16 protein-coding genes are annotated in these 17,717 nt (G+C 75.2%); 12 read left to right on the top strand and 4 right to left on the bottom strand.

The features are described 5' to 3' along the window. Positions 1-27: 27 nt before the first annotated feature. A complete protein-coding gene (gene eccB, locus LPU43_RS23240; RefSeq protein WP_229402637.1) occupies positions 28-1,629 on the bottom strand; it encodes a type VII secretion protein EccB in 1,602 nt (533 codons plus the stop codon). Positions 1,630-1,775: 146 nt separating this feature from the next. Here eccB and LPU43_RS23245 point away from each other — a divergent pair, with 146 nt between their 5' ends. Then, on the top strand, positions 1,776-2,972 hold the full coding sequence (locus LPU43_RS23245; RefSeq protein ID WP_229402638.1) for a type VII secretion protein EccE: 1,197 nt from the start codon (positions 1,776-1,778) through the stop codon (positions 2,970-2,972). A 108-nt stretch (positions 2,973-3,080) separates the two neighbouring features. Here LPU43_RS23245 and eccD read toward each other — a convergent pair whose 3' ends face one another. Continuing rightward, positions 3,081-4,478 (bottom strand): type VII secretion integral membrane protein EccD, encoded by a 1,398-nt coding sequence (gene eccD / locus LPU43_RS23250; RefSeq protein WP_229402639.1) that lies wholly within the window; start codon positions 4,476-4,478, stop codon positions 3,081-3,083. 202 nt (positions 4,479-4,680) lie between these two features. Between eccD and eccCa the strand changes: the two genes are divergently transcribed. The 10 genes from eccCa to LPU43_RS23300 all read left to right on the top strand — a co-directional run bounded on the left by eccCa (position 4,681) and on the right by LPU43_RS23300 (position 14,874). Beyond that, positions 4,681-8,643 (top strand): type VII secretion protein EccCa, encoded by a 3,963-nt coding sequence (eccCa, locus tag LPU43_RS23255; RefSeq protein WP_229402640.1) that lies wholly within the window; start codon positions 4,681-4,683, stop codon positions 8,641-8,643. Between the two features lie 158 nt (positions 8,644-8,801). Continuing rightward, complete coding sequence (locus tag LPU43_RS23260) at positions 8,802-9,221, top strand: YbaB/EbfC family nucleoid-associated protein (RefSeq protein ID WP_505846116.1); 420 nt, start codon at positions 8,802-8,804, stop codon at positions 9,219-9,221. 16 nt (positions 9,222-9,237) lie between these two features. Continuing rightward, positions 9,238-9,531, top strand: coding sequence for a hypothetical protein (locus tag LPU43_RS23265; protein ID WP_229402642.1), 294 nt, complete (start codon positions 9,238-9,240; stop codon positions 9,529-9,531). Between the two features lie 31 nt (positions 9,532-9,562). Then, on the top strand, positions 9,563-10,288 hold the full coding sequence (locus LPU43_RS23270; RefSeq protein ID WP_229402643.1) for a hypothetical protein: 726 nt from the start codon (positions 9,563-9,565) through the stop codon (positions 10,286-10,288). A 15-nt stretch (positions 10,289-10,303) separates the two neighbouring features. Further along, positions 10,304-10,573 (top strand): hypothetical protein, encoded by a 270-nt coding sequence (locus LPU43_RS23275; protein WP_229402644.1) that lies wholly within the window; start codon positions 10,304-10,306, stop codon positions 10,571-10,573. A 223-nt stretch (positions 10,574-10,796) separates the two neighbouring features. Beyond that, positions 10,797-11,105 carry a WXG100 family type VII secretion target gene (locus LPU43_RS23280; protein WP_255686542.1) on the top strand — a complete coding sequence of 103 codons (309 nt, stop codon included), beginning with the start codon at positions 10,797-10,799 and terminating at the stop codon, positions 11,103-11,105. Positions 11,106-11,133: 28 nt separating this feature from the next. Beyond that, positions 11,134-11,412, top strand: a complete 279-nt coding sequence (locus LPU43_RS23285; protein WP_229402646.1) for a WXG100 family type VII secretion target — start codon at positions 11,134-11,136, stop codon at positions 11,410-11,412. Between the two features lie 84 nt (positions 11,413-11,496). Further along, on the top strand, positions 11,497-12,945 hold the full coding sequence (locus LPU43_RS23290; RefSeq protein ID WP_229402647.1) for a S8 family serine peptidase: 1,449 nt from the start codon (positions 11,497-11,499) through the stop codon (positions 12,943-12,945). 37 nt (positions 12,946-12,982) lie between these two features. Next, positions 12,983-13,522, top strand: coding sequence for a hypothetical protein (locus LPU43_RS23295; RefSeq protein WP_229402648.1), 540 nt, complete (start codon positions 12,983-12,985; stop codon positions 13,520-13,522). 17 nt (positions 13,523-13,539) lie between these two features. Continuing rightward, a complete protein-coding gene (locus LPU43_RS23300; protein ID WP_229402649.1) occupies positions 13,540-14,874 on the top strand; it encodes a WXG100 family type VII secretion target in 1,335 nt (444 codons plus the stop codon). Positions 14,875-15,055: 181 nt separating this feature from the next. On the opposite strand, the gene mycP is transcribed toward LPU43_RS23300, so the two are convergent. Together mycP and LPU43_RS23310 are read right to left on the bottom strand one after the other, a co-directional pair. Continuing rightward, the gene (mycP, locus tag LPU43_RS23305) at positions 15,056-16,294 is read right to left on the bottom strand and encodes a type VII secretion-associated serine protease mycosin (RefSeq protein WP_229402650.1); all 1,239 of its coding nucleotides are present in this window, start codon (positions 16,292-16,294) and stop codon (positions 15,056-15,058) included. Positions 16,295-16,355: 61 nt separating this feature from the next. Continuing rightward, positions 16,356-16,697 carry a helix-turn-helix transcriptional regulator gene (locus tag LPU43_RS23310; protein WP_229402651.1) on the bottom strand — a complete coding sequence of 114 codons (342 nt, stop codon included), beginning with the start codon at positions 16,695-16,697 and terminating at the stop codon, positions 16,356-16,358. 194 nt (positions 16,698-16,891) lie between these two features. On the opposite strand from LPU43_RS23310, the gene LPU43_RS23315 reads away from it, so the two are divergent. After that, positions 16,892-17,707 (top strand): carbonic anhydrase, encoded by an 816-nt coding sequence (locus LPU43_RS23315; RefSeq protein WP_305074923.1) that lies wholly within the window; start codon positions 16,892-16,894, stop codon positions 17,705-17,707. Positions 17,708-17,717: the final 10 nt, after the last annotated feature.

Genomic DNA, 17,717 nt, shown 5'->3' on the forward strand with positions numbered 1-17,717 from the left:
GGGCGACCCGTGGAGAGCGTCTCCTGGTCAACGGTCGGTGGCGGGTGCCCCGGTGGCCCCGGTCGTTGCGGTGCCCGCCGCCCGGTTCGGCCCGCCGCTCGCCTTTCCGGGGCCCGGGCTCGCCTCTCCACCGCCCGGGCTCGCCTTCCCCGCTTCAGGGCTCGCCTTTCCCGCGTCCGGGCTCGTCTCCCCGGCCGGCGGGCGGCGGCCCGCCGTCGGGGCGCCCGGGGCGAAGTAGGCCAGGGCGTCCTCCCGCTCCAGGGTGGGCCCCGTCGGGATCAGCGACAGCAGCGACGCGGGTACCGCCAGCGGGGTGACCCCGCCGTACCCGAGGGCGGTCAGCGCGTCGCCCGAGCGGGTGCCCAGCGGGTAGCGCACCCCCTGGGCGCTGATCAGGTAGACCGTCGAGCCCGGCGCGCCGGCGCCGCCCTCCCCGGAGCCCGGGGCGGCCTGGGCCAGCACGCCCCTGCCGCCGGGCAGCAGCACCTGCTCGGCGGTGCGGACCGCGTCGCGGTCGCCCTGCCGCGCCGGCGTCGTCGCGGGGCTGGTCAGCTCGGCCGGCATCCGGTCGAAGACCTCCAGCGTGGTGGTGGGCGGCGCCCCGGCGGCGGCCTTCCGGTAGGTGGCGCAGAGCACCGTGCGGCCCGTCTGGGCCGGGTGCAGCGTCGGAAGTGCCCTGGGGGTCCCCTCCGGCTCCACCCGCTGCCGGGTCAGCAGCCCGCCCGCCTGGTCCGGGGTGATGTCGGTGACCTGGCCGCCGTCGCGCAGCAGGAGCAGGGCGGTGACCTCGCCGATCGAGGCCAGCCCCTCCCGGGTCAGCACGTAGTGCTGGCCGGCGGCCCGGAAGACGTCGCCGACGCGGGCCGGCCCGTCGCCCACCGTCCGAGCGCTGGCCTCCCCCTCGCCGGCGATGTCGGGCTCGCGCAGCACCGGCCCCGCCGGCACGGCGTTGAGGAGCTGCTCGCCGACGGTGAGCGCCGGGGCGCCGGCCATCCGCAGCGCGGCGGTCGCCTGGTCCCCGCCGGCGATCCGCAGCCGGGCGTCGCCGGTGAGCAGGTACCGCCCGCCGGCGACGGTGACCAGCACCGCCCGGTCGCCGAGCGGAACGCCGCCGGAGAGCGGCCGGTCGATCACCAGGTGGGTGGTGGAGCGACGCGGGTCGGCCGGGTTCGGCACGTCGCAGACCGACCAGGGCAGCCCGATCAGGGACTTCCGTTCGGGCAGCGCATCCGGGGCGCCGACGATGCCGACGGTACGCCCGCGCGGCCGGTCCGCGATGGACGCCCGCGACATGGTCCGCACCGCCGGCTCCGCCTCGTTGAGGATCAGCCGCGCCGAGGCGTAGTTGAGGGTCGGGTGCAGCAGGCCGTCGACGTAGACGTACGTCGCCCCGGTCTCCCGCTCGATGACCAGCGTGTTCGTCTCCAGCGGCGCGGAGTTGCCGGTGAGCTGGCCGTACGCGCCGACGCCGCCGAGCACCACCGCGGCGGCCACCACGCTGCCGACCACCGCGAGGCCGAGCCGCCGCATCGGCAGGTTGGTGGTCTCCGGGTCACCGGACAGCAGCGCGGAGACGATCCGGCGGGTGACGAAGCGGTACGCCTGCACCTGGTCGCGGCGGGTCCGCATGACTTACCTCCGGCGGGGTGGGTCCGCGACGATCAGGTCCGAGCTCCGCCGCGGGCTTCCCTACGATAAGGGGCCGTCGGCCGCGGATCGGGAGCACCGCCCGCCCGCGCCGGCCCACCACGCCGCCGTCCAGGAGGGACGCACCGATGACGCAGGTCCAGGCGCCACCCGGTCGTACGGCCACCGGCCCGGTCGACCCGCCCGCCCTGCCGGCACCGCCGGACCGCGCGGTCGTTCCGGCCGACCGGCGCAGCCGGGGGCGGCTCGGCCCCGTCGTCGTCGGGCAGCTCGTCGTGGCGGAGCTGGCCGCCCTCGCCGTCTACGCCGCGCTCGGCGGCCCCCGCTGGCTGCTCGGCGTCGTCGCCACCCTCGCGGTGGCGGCGGTCGGCGCCGCCTTCGTCCGCCGGGGCGGGCGCTGGTGGTACGAGGACCTGCTGCTGCGCCGCCGGCTGCGCCGCCGCCGGGAGCGGGCCCGCACGGCGCTGGCCGGGACCGGTTCCGGCGATCCCCGGCTGGCGGCCCTGGCCCCGGAGCTGACCATCCTCGAACTGACCGAGCGGGGCACCCGGCTCGGCATCGGCCAGGACGGGCAGGGCTGGTTCGCCGCCGTGGCCCTGGACCCGCCCGCCGGGGCGCCCGCCGGCTCGGTCGAGGCGGCGACGGTGGACCGGGCGCTGGCCGTGCTGGCCGACTTCTCCGCCCCGGTCTCCCTCGTCCAGGTCGTCTCGCACACCCTGGTCTGGTACCCGGCGCCGGGCGCGCCCCCGGCCGCCCACCGCACCGTGTGGGTGGCCGTGCGGCTGTCCGTGCGGGACGCCCGGGGCGAGTCGGTGACCCGGGGCGGCGGGACGCTGGGCGTGCACCGGACCGTGTCCGCGGCGGTCGGCCGGCTCGGCAAGGCCCTGCGCGCCGCCGGCCTGGCCCACCGGGTGCTCGGCCGCGACGAGCTGCGCGCCGCCGTCGCCTCGGCGGCCGGCGTCGACCTGGCCTCCGCCTCGCAGGAGGAGACCTGGACCGGGCTGCAGGGCGGCGGTTGGACCCAGCGCTGCCTGGCCCTGCGCGCCCGCGCCGGGGTGCCCTGGGGCGCCCTGGTGGACGCGGTGACCGCGACCTCCGCCCCGTCGCACACCCTCGCCGCCGCGTTCCGCCCCGGCGACCGGCCGACCCCGCCGCTGCTGCGCGTCGCGGCCCCCGCCGAGCACGTCGAGGCGCTGGTCGAGGTGGTCCGGAACGTCGCGAGGCGGGGCGGCGTCCCGGCCCGCCCCCTGGACGGCGAGCACGGCCCGGGGGTCTACGCCACCGCCCCGGTGGCCCTGCGCGTCATCGACCACCGCGCCGACTGACCACCGCGCCGACTGACCACCGCACGCGTGGCCACACCTCGTCGATCAAGAAGTTTGCGTCGGACGCCGGCCCGGTTCCTGACGCAAACTTCTTGATCAACAGGCAGGTCAGGGGCGGAGGTTGACGATCCAGCCGTAGAGGCCGCAGACCCAGACGGCCAGGGGGACCAGGGAGATGATCAGCAGGATCTCGACGATGTCGAGGAGGCGGCCCCAGACCGGGGAGATGCGCTTGCCCGCCACGGTGAGCCCGTAGATCAGGCTGATCACGGCCACCACGACCAGGCCGCCGAGGACCACGCCCAGCCGGACCGCCGTGTCCCCGGCGGCGAAGGTGGCCGCCGCCGCCAGGCCCAGCCCGAGCGAGCCGGCCAGCAGCACCGGTACGCGCAGGGCGCGGCCGATGAACGGCCGGGCGCGCAGCAGCGACAGCAGGGCCAGCACCAGGCAGAGCAGCACCGCCGGCAGCCGGCCGTCGAGGGCGAGGACGATCTCCCCGCCCAGGACCAGCAGCGCCACCGTCCACAGCAGGGCGGCGAGGAACTCGTCGGCCCGCTCGCTGAGCCGCAGCACCCGGCGGCCGTCGACGCTCTCCGTGTCGGTCTTCAGGTCCTCCGGGCCGGTCGGGATGGACGGGACCGGCAGCCGGGCCAGCCGGTAGGCCGCCATCGGCAGGGCGGGCAGGGCGGCGAAGGCGACCGTGGCGACCACCGCGGCGGCGGCCGGAGCGCCGATCGAGAACGCGAGGCTCACCACCGCGCCGAAGCCGACCGCCGCGCCCACGGCGATCGCGGCGAAGAACAGCGGCAGCCGGTCGCCGACCGCCAGCGCCGCGACCGCGCCGGAGACCACCACGGCGGTCGCCGCGAGCAGCACGTGCGGGCTCGCCAGCTCGGTCAGCGCCCGGTCGCCGGCCAGCACCAGCAGGCCGCCGATCGCGGCGTGCCCGATCCCGGCCAGGGCGAGCACCGAGCCGGTCCGGCTGTCCCCGGACGCCCGGGACAGCACCGCCGCGCTGACCACCAGGGCCACCGCGACCAGCAGGGCGGCGATCGCGCCGGGGAGCTGCGGCGGGCCCGCGAACAGCGCGGCCAGCCCGGCGGCGGAGAGCGCCGACGCGGCGAGGAGCACCGAGAACGAGCGGGTGGTGCCCACCTGCCAGCTTCCCGGGCGCTGGTTGGTCGCGGTGGCCACCGCGTCCACCACGTCGTCGAAGACGATCTCCGGGGCCGCCGCCGCGCGGGGGTTGAAGTAGAGCACCTCGCCGTCACGGATGCCGAGCTGCGCGGCGGTGCGGCCACCGTCGAGCGGCTGCCCGCCGAGCCGGGCCAGGCTCCAGCCGCCGTGCCGCACCCCCTCGTCGGCGAGGTCCTCCCCGGCGTACCGGAGCAGGGTCGGCAGCAGGTCGGCCAGCGGGACGTCGGCGGGGAGCGCGAGGTCCATCCGGGTCCGGGGGGCCACGATGGTGATCCGGCTCAGGCCGCCGGTCGCCGTCTTCGTCGCCACTGTGGCCTCCTCGCGCTCGCCTACGCTCCACCGCACCCGGGCGGCAGCGCACCGTGGGTCCACGACGCCCACGGGAGATTACCTACGATGGCGTCCACGTACGATGCCCACCCGACGGCCAGCGGTCGGCCGTCCTGGCCCCCGGGCCGCACGTCGCGCCGCGCCGGTCGGCGTCCGGGCCGCTTCTGGGGAGGAGACAGCCGTGAGCACCGTGGTGTTCCGCCGGCTTCCGCGCCAACCGGGGCCCGCCCTGCCGAGGGGCGAGGTGCTGCTGGAGTCCCCGCCGGAGCTGCCCGAGCAGACCCCCCGGGGCATGGGGCAGCTCCTGATGATCCTGCCGATGGTCTGCGGCGTCGGCGCGATGGCGTTCCTCTACGCCGGCCGGGGCGGCGGCATGATGACGTACGTCGCGGGTGGCTTGTTCGGTGTCTCCATGCTCGGCATGGCGATCGGCTCGCTGAGCAACGGCGGCAACGACAAGGCCGAGCTGAACGCCGAGCGCCGCGACTACATGCGCTACCTGGCCCAGATGCGCAAGCGCACCCGGCGCGCGGCCGAGCAGCAGCGGGCCGCGATGACCTGGCGGCACCCGGAGCCCGACGCGCTGTGGTCGATCGCCGCGTCCCGCCGGCTGTGGGAGCGGCGCATCACCGAGGACGACTTCGGCGAGGCCCGCATCGCCGTCGGCCCGCAGCGGCTGGCGGTGGAGATCGTGCCGCCGGAGACGAAGCCGGTGGAGGACCTGGAGCCGATGAGCGCGATCGCGCTGCGCCGGTTCGTCCGGGCCCACTCGACGGTGCCGGACCTGCCGACCGCGCTGTCGGTGCGGGCGTTCTCCCGGGTGGCGCTGCGCGGCGACCGGGAGCCCGTGCTCGACGTGGCCCGGGCGATGCTGGGGCAGCTCGTCACGTTCCACGCCCCCGACGACCTCGTCGTCGCGGTGGTCGCCGCCGACGACCGGCAGTCGGCCTGGGAGTGGGTGAAGTGGCTGCCGCACGCCCAGCACCCGGGGCGCGCCGACGCGGCGGGCGCCCGCCGGCTGGTCTTCGCCACCCTCGCCGAGGCCGAGGAGTCCCTCGCCGACGAGCTGGCCGGCCGTCCCCGCTTCGCCCCGGAGGCGAAGCCCCTGACCACGATGCCGCACCTGGTGGTGCTGGTCGACGGCGGCGAGATCGCCCCCACCTGCCACCTGACCGGGCCGAGCCTGCTCGGCACCACCGTCATCGACCTCTCCGGGGCCGTCCCCCGCGACGCCGGCCGCTGGCTGCTCTGCCTCGACGTCGGCGACGGCACCGCGCTGGACCTGGTGCGCGGGGCGTCGGTGACGCGGCTGGGCCACCCGGACCGGCTCGACGCCGCCGCCGCCGAGGGCCTGGCCCGGCAGATCGCCCCCTACCGGCTCTCCCAGCAGCAGGCCAGCGCCGAGGAACCGCTGTCCCGCAGCACCGAGCTGCCCGACCTGCTGGGCGTCGGCGACGCCGCCGCCGTCGACGTGCGGCAGACCTGGCGACCGCGCGGCCACCGGGACCGGCTGCGCATCCCGCTGGGCGTCGGCCCCGACGGCAACGTGGTGGAGCTGGACTTCAAGGAGTCCGCGCACGAGGGCATGGGCCCGCACGGCCTGGTCATCGGCGCGACCGGCTCCGGCAAGAGCGAGCTGCTCCGCACGGTGGTCGCCGCGCTCGCGGTGACCCACTCGTCGGAGGAGCTGAACTTCGTCCTGGTCGACTTCAAGGGCGGCGCGACGTTCGCCTCGCTGGACGCGCTGCCGCACACCAGCGCCGTGATCACCAACCTCTCCGACGAGCTGCCCCTGGTCGACCGGATGCGCGACGCGCTGGCCGGCGAGATGAACCGCCGGCAGGAGGTGCTGCGGGCGGCCGGCAACTACGTCTCCCGGTACGAGTACGAGAAGGCGCGCGCCGCCGGCGAGCCGCTGGACCCGATGCCCAGCCTGCTCATCATCTGCGACGAGTTCAGCGAGCTGCTCGCCGCGAAGCCCGACTTCATCGACCTCTTCGTGATGATCGGCCGGCTGGGCCGGTCGCTCGGGGTGCACCTGCTCCTGGCCAGCCAGCGGCTGGAGGAGGGGAAGCTGCGCGGCCTGGACACCCACCTGTCGTACCGGATCGGCCTGCGCACCTTCTCGGCCGTGGAGAGCCGCATCGTGCTCGGGGTGCCCGACGCGTACGAGCTGCCCAGCGCCCCCGGCCACGGGTACCTGAAGACCGACACGACCACCATGCTGCGGTTCCGGGCCGCGTACGTGTCCGGGCCGTACCGGGCGCCGGGGGAGCAGGGCAGGTCGTCGCAGGCGCAGGTGCAGCGCCGGATCGTGCCGTACGGCACGGAGTTCGTGCCGGTGCGCGCCCCCGAGCTGCCGGTGGAGCCGGTGGCCGAGCCGGAGCAGCCGGCCGACGGCAAGGCCGTGGCGATGCTCGACGTGCTGATCGACCGGCTCGCCGGCCGGGGCCGCCCCGCCCACCAGGTGTGGTTGCCGCCGCTGTCCGAGCCGCCGAGCCTGCTGGACCTGCTCGGCCCGCTGGCCGTGGACCCCGCCCACGGCCTGACCACCTCCGGCTGGGCGGGCCGGGGCCGGCTCACCGTCCCCGTGGGCGTGGTCGACCGCCCGTACGAGCAGCGGCGCGACCCGATGATGGTGGAGCTGGCCGGCGCGGGCGGCAACGTGGTCATCGTCGGCGCCTCGCTGTCGGGCAAGAGCACCATGCTGCGCTCGATGGTCGCCTCGCTGGCGCTGACCCACACCCCGCGCGAGGCGCAGTTCTTCTGCCTCGACTTCGGCGGTGGCGCGCTGCGCAGCCTGGAGGGGCTGCCGCACGTCGCCGGGGTGGCCGGTCGGCGGGACACCGAGGCGGTCCGCCGTACCGTCGCCGAGGTGGTCGGGATCATCGACGAGCGCGAGCTGCGCTTCGCCCAGCACGGCATCGACTCGGTGGCCGCGTACCGCCGCCGACGGGCGGCCGGCGAGTTCGCCGACGACCCGTTCGGCGACGTCTTCCTCGTCGTGGACGGCTGGAACACGCTGCGCCAGGAGTACGAGGAGCTGGAGCAGACCATCACGAACCTGGCCAACCGGGGCCTCGGCTTCGGCGTGCACGTGGTGATCACGGCGGTGCGCTGGGCGGAGGTCCGCATCAACATGCGCGACCTGCTCGGCACGAAGCTGGAGCTGCGGCTCGGCGACGCGGCCGAGTCGGAGATCGACCGCCGCGCCGCGCAGAACGTGCCGGAGAAGACCCCGGGGCGGGGCCTGACCCGCGACAAGCTGCACTTCCTGGCCGCGGTCTCCCGGATCGACGGCGGCCGGGACGTCGACGACCTGACCGAGGCGTCGGTCGCGCTGGCCGGGCAGGTGGCGCGGGCGTGGTCGGGCCCGCCCGCCCCGAAGGTGCGGCTGCTGCCGCGCAGGCTGCCGCTGCACGAGCTGGCCCGGGTGGTCGACCGGTCGGCGCCCGGCCTGCCGATCGGCGTCAACGAGTCGGCGCTCGCCCCGGTGTACCTGGACCTGGCGGCCGAGCCGCACCTGACGGTCTTCGGCGACGCCGAGTGCGGCAAGACCAACCTGCTGCGGGTGATCGCCAAGGGCATCGTCGAGCGGTACACCCCGGCGCAGGCCCGCCTCGTCATCGCCGACTACCGGCGCGGCCTGCTCGGCGCGGTGGAGGGCGATCACCTGCTCGACTACGCGCCGTCCAACCAGGCGTTCGCCCAGGGGCTCGGGTCGATCCGCAGCGCCCTGACCAACCGGCTGCCCGGCCCGGACGTGACCACCGCCCAGCTCCGCGACCGGAGCTGGTGGAAGGGGCCGGAACTCTACATCCTGGTCGACGACTACGACCTGGTGGCCTCGGGCGGCAGCAACCCGCTCGGCGCGTTGCAGGAGCTGCTGCCGCAGGCCCGCGACATCGGCCTGCACCTGATCGTCACCCGCCGCGTCGGCGGCGTGGCCCGGGCGCTGTACGAGCCGGTGCTGCAACGCCTCCGCGAGTTGGACTCGCCCGGCCTGCTGATGTCCGGCAGCAGGGAGGAGGGCGCGGTCTTCGGCACCCTGCGGCCCAGCCCGCAGCCGCCCGGCCGGGGCACGCTGGTCCGCCGGCGCGACGGTCAGCAGCTCGTCCAGACCGCCTGGTCCGAGCCGGTTTAGGGGACGGTCGAGCGGCCCTGTCGTCGGCGCGGCGGCGGAACCACGCCGCGCCGGGTCGTCGACTGCGAGCCTGCTGTCGCCCGGCCCGGGGTCTATGGAGGTCGAGGCTGGTTCCGGTAGCGTCGGGTCGACCTTTTGTTCGTGCAGAGAGGACTGTCGTGAGCACCTCGGGGGGTTTCGGTGGCGCCGGCGGCGCCTTGGAGGGTCTGTTGCGCCAGGCGCAGGAGCAGCAGCGCAGGCTGGCGGACCTGCAACAGCGCCGGGCCGACCTGCGGGTGCCCGGGGAGAGCCCGGACGGCCTGGTGCGGGTCGTGGTCGACGGCGAGATGAAGGTCGGCGACATCGAGATCGACGCCCGCGCGATGCGGCTGGACAGCTACTCGCTCGCCGAGTCGCTCCAGGCGGCGATCGACGCGGCGTACGCGGCGTTCGGCGAGCGGCAGCAGGAGCTGTTGACCGAGACGCTCGGCGGCTCCGAGCTGGTCCGCCGGGCCCAGGAGGGCACCCTGACCCCCGACGAGTGGTTCCGCCAGTTCGGGGTGGATCTGTCCGACCCGTTCCGCGGCGCGCGGCGCTGAGGCGGGGGGAGAGGCGATGGCGAACAAGGTCGACGTCGACGCGATCCGCAAGGCGGCCCAGCGGCTCGACGCCGCGGACGGCCCGATCCAGTACCTGCGCAACGTGCAGGCGCTGCTCGAGGACGTGAAACTGCCGAGCGGGGCGCTGACGCTCTTCGGCGGCCCGACCGTCGCGGCACACAACGACGCGGTCGACGGCCACCTGGACAACGTCAAGAAGGGCGTGGAGCACCTGCGCCGGGCGGCCGAGCAGCTTGAGCAGACCGCCAAGAACTGGGAGAAGTCGGACCAGCCGTGGGTGGTCAAGTGACCGCCCGGCGGCGCGACGGGGGAGAGAGCTGATGTCGGAGATCCTGATCGCCAACGCGTCCGGCACGGTGACCGGCACCCACACGGTGGCGGCGACGACCGCGCCCGTGCGGGGGCTGCTCCCGGCGGCGCGGGCCAACTGGATGTGGCTGGTCGGCGCCGGCCTCATCGGGGTGATGATCGCCTACCTGGAGACGTTCGACAACGACGAGGTGAACAAGTCCATCAAGGAGTGGGGCGACGCCGCTCGCCTGCTCGGCGGCGACCAGTTCGGCGCGGCGATGGCGCAGGTGCCGCCGTCGGAGGGCGAGTGGGACTTCGACGACCGGGACGCGTTCGAACTCTTCCTCCGCAAGCTGGGGGCGGAGATCAACTCGCTGGCCGAGGCGTTCAACGCCAACAAGGACACCCTCACCTCGGCCCGGGACGCCTTCAACGACGCCGTGGACGCTCTGGTCGCGGCGCTCGTCCCGATCCTGATCGCGGTGATCGCGTCGGTCGCCCTCCAGGCGTTCCCGGCCACGGCGCCCATCGCCCAGGCGATCGGCGTGGCCGGGCTGACCGCGAGCGTCGCCGTCCTCGCGCTGGTCTTCGGGGACATCAGCGCGGTCTTCACCGCCGTCACGGCCGGCTTCGGCAGCAACAACCGGTTCGCCTTCGTGTCGGACTCGCGCCCCGGCTGGGCGGCCGGCGGCACCGACCCCGGGATCAAGGACATCAAGATCGATTGGGTGAAGGACTCCTCCTTCTACCGCTGACGAGAGGCGGGCGACGTGGTGAAAGTCGTTCTGGGGTTGTTCGTCTACTCCCTGGCGACCATCCCGGTCTTCCTCGGGCTGGCACTGGTCGCCCAGCTCACCCACGCGATCTGGGCCAGGCGGGCCAGCGAGATCGTCCTCCTCACCGGCGTCGCCGCGCTGATCCCGGTGGTGCTCGCCCGGGCGTTCGAGAAGCCGGTGCTCTGGGCGGGCGTGGCGCTGCTGGTGGTGCTGCTGGTGGGCGGCGTGGTGAAGCACGCGCGGTCGTACACCCGATCGTCCTGACTTCCGGCCGCCGGACCGCCGGACGCCACCGTGCGGAGGCGTGCGGAAACACGGTGTCCACGCGTGTCCGTCCACGGAAGACGATGCGGTGCCAGGGCTGCGCCGGCTTGGTCGCATCGGTTACCGTGCCTTGAGAATGTCCGTCGGTGGGGTTGGTTGCCTTGCCGCGGGGGAGGGCGCGGCAGAGTTCCGCCGCCACAACGATGACGGAAGGGTGTGAAGCATGGCGTTCGAGGTCGAAGCATCGACTCTGCATACCGCGGCGAATGACGTGCGGTCCACGCGCAGCGAGGTCGACGGCGAGCTCAAGAAGCTGTGGGGCGTGGTCGACGACCTGGCGATGGCCTGGAAGGGGCAGGCGTCCTCGGGCTTCCAGCAGCTCATGCAGCGCTGGAACGAGGACACCGCCAAGCTGCTGACGGCGATGGACAACATCGCCGACCTGCTCGACCAGTCCGGTACGACGCACCAGGTCAACGACGAAGAGCAGCAGCAGATGCTGGACAAGTTCCACGCTGCTCTCAACCCGTGACCGGCAGCCAGGCGCAGAGGAGGAAATCGTGACGATCAAGGTTGACTACGCGGTCCTCGAGAGCAGCAACCAGCAGATGACGGCCATCTCGCGCACCATCGACGAGAAGCTCGACACGCTGCGGTCCATGCTCACCAAGCTCCAGTGGGAGGGTGAGGACCGCGTCGCCTACCAGCAGCACCAGGCGCAGTGGGACACCGCCGTCAAGGACATCAACAAGATCCTGAACGACATCGGTGGCGCGGTCGGCATCGCCCGCGAGAACTACGTCACCACCGAGATGAGCAACTCCAAGGTGTGGAGCTGAGACGACGCTAGCGCGGCTCCGGTCCGGCTCGACCGGACCGGAGCCGTTCTGCGTGACGGGTCCATGAAGAGGCGGGGGAGAGCGATGCGTACGGGGAAGCGCCGCCGACCGTTGCTGCGGTCCGCCGCCGCCGTGCTGGCGCTGGTCACCGCCGCCGGAGCCGGCCTCTCGGCCGCGCCCGCGCCCGCCCGCGCCGCCGACACCGTGCGCGGCCTCCAGTGGTACCTCGACACGCTGCGCATCTCCGAGGCGCACAAGCTGACCCGTGGCGAGGGCGTCACCGTCGCGGTGGTCGACGGCGGCGTGCACGCCGCGCACCCCGCCCTGCGGGGCCAGGTCCTCAAGGGCACGTCGCTCTCCGACGCGGTGCCCGCCGACGGCCGCTCCGACCCGGACCGGGAGGCGGGCCACGGCACCAAGATGGCCGGCGTCATCGCCGGCCGGGGCGGCGGCTCCATGACGCAACTCGGCATCGCCCCGGGAGCGAAGATCCTGCCGGTCGCCCTGGGCCTGCCGCGCGAGTGGGACATCGCGGGCGGCATCCGCTGGGCCGTCGATCACGGCGCGGACGTGATCAACCTGTCGATCGGCGGCGAAGGCAGCGACCCTCAGGTCACCGAGGCCGTGCGGTACGCGCTGGACAAGGGGGTCGTGCTGGTGGCAGCCGCCGGCAACCGCCCCACCAACCGGGCCGTGCCGATGCCGGCCAACATCCCCGGCGTCCTCGCCGTCAGCGCCGTCGGCCGGACGGGGTCGCTGTGGAGCGGCTCGATCACCGGTCCGGAGGTGGGCCTCGCCGCCCCCGGCGAGCGGGTCATCGGTCCCGTGCCGCCGCCGGTGTCGCCGAACGGCTACGGCGTGGCCAGCGGGAGCAGCGACGCGGCGGCGGTCGTCTCCGGGGCCGCCGCGCTGGTCAGGTCCCGCTACCCGGACCTCGACGCCGCCAACGTGGTGAACCGCCTGATCCGCACGGCCCGGGACCGGGGCGCGTCGGGCCGCGACCCGGAGTACGGCTTCGGCACGCTCGACGTGCTGGCGGCGCTGACCGCGTCGGTGCCCAAGGTGGGCGGCAACCCCCTGCTGACCGGCGCGTCGCCGAAGCCGGACGCCGCCGGCGGTGACGAGGGAGACGACGACGGCGACGACGGGCCGCCGGTCACCATCGGCCTCGCCGACAACGCCCCGATCCAGCTCGGGCTCTGCCTGCTCGCGGTGCTCCTGATCGGCGCGGTGGTCGTGGCGCTGATCGTGGTGAACCGGCGCGCGGCCCGCCGCCGTGCCCAGGCCGCCCCGGCCAACCGCCCGCCGGGCGTCCCGACCCCCGGGTACGGGCAGCCTCCGGGCGCGCCGTCCGGGTACGGGCCGCCTCCGGGCCGCCCCGCACAGCAGCATCCGTACCAGCCGGGCCCCGCGGGCCGGCCGGCCGCCCCGCCCCCGTACGGCGGGCAGGGCCTCCCGCCACCGGGCCCGGGGGGACGGCCGGGCCCGCAACCAGGCGGACCGGCCGGGCCGCCGACGGACCCACAGCGTTGACACCGACACCTGAGAAACGGGGTCAGGGGAGGGAACCATGAGCGACGAGAAGAACGATCCGAACCGGGTGGACGTCGACCTCCCCGTTCCGATGCCGGTCGGCACGGGCTACCCGGGGATGGTCAACGTCCGGGGGATCAGCTTCGACCGGATCGGCGTGGAGCAGGCCAAGACGCCGTCCGGGCTGGTCGCCCCGAAGGGCGAGAAGGGCGTCGAGACGGAGTGGGACGCCGGCAACCTCGACTCGGCCATCACCTGGCTGGAGACGCACGCCGCCTACCTGCACCGCCTCTCCTACGACATGTCCGACATCAAGGAGAAGCTCGGCGGCGACCAGGCCATCGCGGGCAAGGGGCCGCTCGGCGGTTTCCAGTACGCCCAGCAGTTGGCCCAGAAGCACCAGCAGGTGTACGGCAGCACCGAGGGCGGCCTGCGCACGCTCTCGGAGAACCTGTACTCGGCGGCCGAGGCCCTGCGCACGGTCAAGCGGAACTACGAGTCCGCCGAGGGCGCCAACGCCATGAGCGCGCAGGAAATGCAGAAGGCCTTCACCGACGCCGCGCGCGGCGGCAGCTAGATCGACGGGAGCGGGACGTGGGGGACAAGAGCTGGGAGGAGATGGCCCGTGAGGTGCTCGTCGAGGGCCGCCCGGCCGACGTGCAGAGCGCCGCGCTGGGCTGGAAGGAACTGATCAAGAACGTCGGTCAGGTCCAGGACAGCCTGGAGAAGAACGTCAAGGACATCGGCGCGGTCTGGAAGGGCCCGGCGTACGAGGCGTTCAAGACGCACGTCGAGGGGCTCGCGAAGAACGCGAACGCCCTCGTCGAGGCGGTCGACGACCCGGGCCGGGGCAAGGTGAGCATCGTGGCGACCCTGGAGGCCGCCGCCCGGCAACTGGAGGAGGCACAGGCCAAGATGCCGATCCCGGCGTCCTGCGTCGGTGACGTCCTGGCGGCCCGCAACGGCGAGATCACCCTCGGGGTCGGGCTCTTCGAGACCCGGGTCAAGGCGGACCTGCTGGGAAGCTGGCCGGTCGAGCAGATCGGCAAGCTGGGCGACTGGGTGACCGGCTGGTTCTCCGACCAGGAGGGCGATGCCCGCAAGGTCTACAACGAGGTCAACGGCAACTTCAAGGACCGCACGATGGAGGCGCCGAGCGCCAGTCCCCTGACCAGCCTCGAACCCGGGCCGCAGGAGGTGCCCAACCTCGGCGGCGGCCCCGGTGCCGGCCCCACCGGCAAGGTCCCGTCCGTCGGTGGGCCGCCGAAGATGCCCGGCACCGGCCTCCCCGACGGCCCCACGCCGGGCATCGGCGACCCGCCGAAGCTCGACGGCGTCAAGCCCGACATCCCTCCGTCCACCCACCCCGACCTCTCCACCAGACCGCCCGGTACCGGCACGGGGAACATCCCCGACACCGGCTACCCGGGCGTGGGCCGTCCCGACACCGACTACGGCACCGGCCTGGCCGGTGCCGGCCCGGCCCCGGCCACCTCGGGCCTCGGCTCGGGCGGCGGGCTGGGCGGCGGCGCGGGCCTCTCCGGCGGCGGCGCGGGCGGCGGCATCCCCGGCGGCGGCGCGCTCGGCAAGGCCGTCAGCCCGGGGCTGCCGCCGATGCTGGGCGGCGGGGGGGCCGGCGCGGGCGGCCGGGGCGCGGGCGGCCGGCTCGGCGGCGGCAAGGCCGGCATGGGCGGCATGATGGGCCCCGGCATGGGCGGCGGCGCCGGTGGCCGGGGCGCGGGCGGCAAGGCGGCGGCCGGGGGAGCCGGCCGACCGGGCGGCGCGGTGGCCGGCCGGGGCGGCGTCGGGATGGGCGGCCACGGCGGGGCCGGCTACGCCGAGGAGGAGCAGGTCCGCAACACCTGGCTGGAGGAGGACGAGGACGTGTGGGGCGCGGGCGGCGACGGCGCCCCCGGCATCCTGCGCTGATCCGCCGCGCCTGCTACGCAGGCCACGACGGTGCCGTCCCGGCCCGACCGGGGCGGCACCGCTGCGTTTCAGCGGGACGGCCGCGCGTTTCAGCGGGACGGTGCCGCGCGTTTCAGCGGGACGGTGCCGCGCGTATCAGCGGGACGGTGCCGCGGGTCTCAGCGGGATGATGCCCCGGGTCTCAGCGGGACGGTGCCGCGCCGGGCCGGCGTCCCGGGCGCCAGCCGCGTCGCCGGCCCCGGGCCAGGATCGGCTTGGCGGCCAGCAGCAGGCCGGCCAGCACCGCGCCCACCACGGCCACCCAGACGGCCACGGCGCGCTGCCAGCCCAACGGGTCCTCCAGCGGGGCCGGCGCGGGCAGCGCGCCCGGCGGCGGGTCGGTGCGGGTGCCGAGCAGGCTGGTCACCGCGCGGTACGGGTTGACCACGCCGTGCCCGACCTCCGCGTTGTGCCCGTCCGGCGGGCTGTCCGCGGTGCTGGTGAGCCGCTGGGCGACCTGCTTCGGGGTGAGGTCCGGGTGGGCGGCGCGGACCAGCGCGGCGACCCCCGAGACGTACGCGGCGGCGAAGCTCGTGCCGCCCTGCGGCTCGGCGAGGTACCCCTGCCCCCGGGGAGCCGGGCCGAGGATGTCCAGCCCCGGCGCGGCGATGTCCACGTAGTCGCCGCTGACCGAGGTGCCGACGTGGCCGCCCTGCGGGTCGACGCCGGCGACGGCGATCACCCCCGGGTACGCCGCCGGGTACGCGGGCAGGTTCTGCTGCTGCTCCTGCCGGTTGCCGGCGGCGGCCACCACGACGACTCCGCTGTCGAGCGCGTACTGGACGGCGGCGGCCAGCTCCGGGCGGGGCAGCGTCACCAGCGACAGGTTGATCACGTCGGCGCCGGAGTCGACGGCCCAGCGGATGGCCTGCGCGATCTGCGCCGGCAGGGCCTCGTCGTTGGTGCGGCGGGTGTCCGGCAGCACGCGTACGGGCAGGATGCGGGCGCCCGGGGCGACGCCGGTGAACGGGGTGCCGGTGCCCTCCCGGCCGGCGATGATGCCGGCGACGATCGTGCCGTGCCCGGCCTCGTCGCACTGCCCCAGCTGCTGTGGCAGGCCGTTGAAGTCCCGCCCCTGGCGGACCTGCCCGCGCAGCAGCGGATGGGTGGCCGAGACCCCCGAGTCGACGACCGCCACGGTCACCCCCTCGCCGCGGGTGATCCGCCAGGCGGCGGAGGGCTCCAACCGGGACAGCGCCCAGTGGGCCTCGGTCGGGGCGGGGTTACCGGCCGGCCCGCACGTCGGCGCGGCCAGTGCGGGGGCCGGTGCGGCGGCGGCGGTGGCGAGCAGCGTCGCCGCGAGACCGCCGAGGAGCGCCCTGCGGCACCGCCCGGTACGCCCGATCACTGCCATCCCGTCCGGCCGGAAGCTCTCGCGCACCGGCAGAGAGTACCCCCGCCACCCCCTGTCGCAGGAGATGGGCGACGGGTGGCGGGCGCGGTCAGGCGTCGGCGCTGCCGCCGGTGTACCGCTCGTCGGTGAAGAGGGCGAGCAGGTCGCCGACCTGGCGGTCGGCCTCGGCGGGGTGCCGGAAGTGGCCGCTGGGGTTGACGGTGTACTCGTTGCGCCGGCCCACCCGGGTGCGCCGCAGGTACCCGCCGGCCTCCAGGTCGGCCACGATCGCCTGGGCGGCCCGCTCGGTCACGCCCACCTCGTCCGCCACGTCGCGGAGACGGGCGGTCGGGTTGCGGGCGATGGCGAGCAGCACGTGGCCGTGATTGGTCAGGAACGTCCAGTTCCGCGTGCTCCCGTTCTCGCCTGCTGTCGTCGCCATGCCGGACATGGTAGGGCTCGACGGCGTCGGGCACCTGCCGGGCCGGGCGCTGGCGTGGGCGGCAGGGCGCGGACGGGCGCGCGGGCGAGGCGCAACACTTTCCCGACGTATGAAATGCGTATCACGTAACGCTTGACGTATCTTTTGCTGCGTGTGACCGTGGGGGAGCCGGGTGTGTCGGCCGAGGGGCGAGGTGGTGGGGCATGGAGCAGTCCAGCGTATCGATGTCGCAGACGGGCTCGGGGCTGCTCGAACCCCCGTCGAGCGTCGGTCAACCGGGCACTCCCGGTGCCGGGTGCACGCCCGAGCGGGCCCTCACCGAGCTGCGGGCGGGGAACCACCGCTTCGTCACCGGCACGCCGCGCCACCCGAACCAGGACGCCGGCCACCGGGCCGCCGTCGCCGACGGGCAGCACCCGTTCGCGGTGATCGTCGGCTGCTCCGACTCCCGGCTCGCCGCCGAGATCATCTTCGACCGTGGCCTGGGCGACCTCTTCGTGGTCCGCACCGCCGGGCACACCGTCGGCCCCGAGGTGCTCGGCAGCGTCGAGTACGCCGTGACCGTGCTGGGCACCCCCCTCGTGGTGGTGCTCGGTCACGACTCCTGCGGCGCGGTGCAGGCGGCCAGGGCGGCGGCGACCGGCACCGGTGCCCCGCCCGCCGGCCATCTGCGGGCGGTGGTGGACGCCGTGCTGCCGAGCCTGGACCGGGCCGCCGAGCGGGGGGTCGAGGAGATCGACCGGATCGTCGACATCCACATCGCCTGCACCGTCGAGGCCATGCTCTCCAGGTCGCCGGTGCTGGCCGCCGAGGTCGAGGCCGGGCGGTGCGCGGTCGTCGGGATGTCGTACCGGCTCAGCGCCGGGGGGGTGCGGACGGTGGCCGCCGTGCCGGCCAGCGCGGCCACGGAGGCCGACCCGGTTTTCCCGACCGCCACGCAGGCCGCTCCGGTCCCTGCCGCGGAGGCCGCCGCGGTGCCGGGCTCCGACGCGGTGCCGGCCGCCGCCTGCCCCGCCTGAGCGGCGCGCG

The sequence above is a fragment of the Micromonospora okii genome (assembly GCF_020884795.1).
Lineage (GTDB): Bacteria > Actinomycetota > Actinomycetes > Mycobacteriales > Micromonosporaceae > Micromonospora > Micromonospora okii.

Bases quoted from the DNA above. Each gene is read 5' to 3' on its own strand.
- eccB (WP_229402637.1), bottom strand. From the start codon at position 1,629: ATGCGGACCCGCCGCGACCAGGTGCAGGCGTACCGCTTCGTCACCCGC.
- LPU43_RS23245 (WP_229402638.1), top strand. From the start codon at position 1,776: ATGACGCAGGTCCAGGCGCCACCCGGTCGTACGGCCACCGGCCCGGTC.
- LPU43_RS23265 (WP_229402642.1), top strand. From the start codon at position 9,238: ATGGCGAACAAGGTCGACGTCGACGCGATCCGCAAGGCGGCCCAGCGG.
- LPU43_RS23270 (WP_229402643.1), top strand. From the start codon at position 9,563: ATGTCGGAGATCCTGATCGCCAACGCGTCCGGCACGGTGACCGGCACC.
- LPU43_RS23280 (WP_255686542.1), top strand. From the start codon at position 10,797: ATGGCGTTCGAGGTCGAAGCATCGACTCTGCATACCGCGGCGAATGAC.
- LPU43_RS23290 (WP_229402647.1), top strand. From the start codon at position 11,497: ATGCGTACGGGGAAGCGCCGCCGACCGTTGCTGCGGTCCGCCGCCGCC.
- LPU43_RS23295 (WP_229402648.1), top strand. From the start codon at position 12,983: ATGAGCGACGAGAAGAACGATCCGAACCGGGTGGACGTCGACCTCCCC.
- LPU43_RS23310 (WP_229402651.1), bottom strand. From the start codon at position 16,697: ATGTCCGGCATGGCGACGACAGCAGGCGAGAACGGGAGCACGCGGAAC.
- LPU43_RS23315 (WP_305074923.1), top strand. From the start codon at position 16,892: ATGGAGCAGTCCAGCGTATCGATGTCGCAGACGGGCTCGGGGCTGCTC.